This window comes from Thauera sp. ZXT1-4, from assembly GCF_052598215.2.
In genome coordinates this window covers 1-1,044 of sequence record NZ_JBQWSN020000110.1, presented here as the reverse complement: position 1 = coordinate 1,044, position 1,044 = coordinate 1, and the positions used below count along the sequence as shown (strand labels likewise).

Genomic DNA, 1,044 nt, shown 5'->3' with positions numbered 1-1,044 from the left:
GCTCGAACTGGGGCAGCAGATGCAGGCGATGCGTGCGCAGTTCGACGCCCAACTCGACACCCTGCGCCACCAACTGGCCGAGCTGCGGCGGCGCCTGTTCGGGCCGCGCAGCGAGGTGATCCACCTCGGGCAGGCAGAACTGTGGACCGACCCGATACAGCTCCCCGTGCCGAGCGAGGAACGTCGTGAGGTCGGCGCCCACACCCGACGCAAGGGCGGGCGGCCAGCGATCAGCCCGGATCTGCCGCGCCGGCGCGTCGAGCACGACCTCTCCGATGCGGACAAGGCCGGCTACGCCTCGCTCGAGCGCATCGGAGAGGAGGTCTCGGAGTTGCTCGAGTACATTCCCGCCCGCCTGGAGGTCATCCAGAACGTACGCCTCAAGTACCGCTGCGAGACCGCCGACGGCCGCAGCGCCGTACGCACCGCCACCGCCCAGGGTTCGCCGCTGCCCAGGAGCAACGCCGGTGCCGGGCTGCTCGCCCACGTGATGGTCTCGAAGTACCTCGATCACTGCCCGCTCGCGCGCCAGTCGCGGATCTTCGCGCGCCAAGGCGTCGCTCTGTCGCGTCAGACGCTGTGCGACTGGGTGCTCGATGCGACCGAGTTGCTTGCCGTGTTGATGCCGGCCCTGCAACGCCACGTGCTCTCGAGCCCGGTGATCTTCACCGACGACACCACGCTGGCCCTTCAGGCCCCGGGCAAGACGATCACCGCCCGCATGTGGGTCTATCTGGCCGGCGGGCAGAAGAAGGACGACGAGGGGCAGTGGCAGAAGGTGGCCCCGGCCGCACTCTACGACTTCACGGCCGATCGATCCGGGACGCATCCGCGCCGGATCCTGGGCGCGTGGCGCGGCTACCTGCAGGCCGACGACTACAGCGGCTACCACGCCAGCTTCCGCGAGGGCGTCACCCACGTGGCGTGCTGGGCACATGTGCGGCGCAAGTTCTTCGATGTGGCCAAGGCAGCCCCCAAGGGGGCGCCACCCGGGCTGGCCGATGACGCGTTGCGCTTCATCGGGCTGATCTACCGCATCGAGCG

The 1,044-nt window shown here is 69.5% G+C and carries 1 protein-coding gene; it reads left to right on the top strand.

Going from position 1 to position 1,044, the window contains the following annotated elements; translation table 11 throughout:
* Positions 1-1,044: IS66 family transposase (gene tnpC / locus ACUH78_RS19335; RefSeq protein WP_510497618.1), on the top strand; the 1,044-nt coding region annotated here is incomplete at both ends.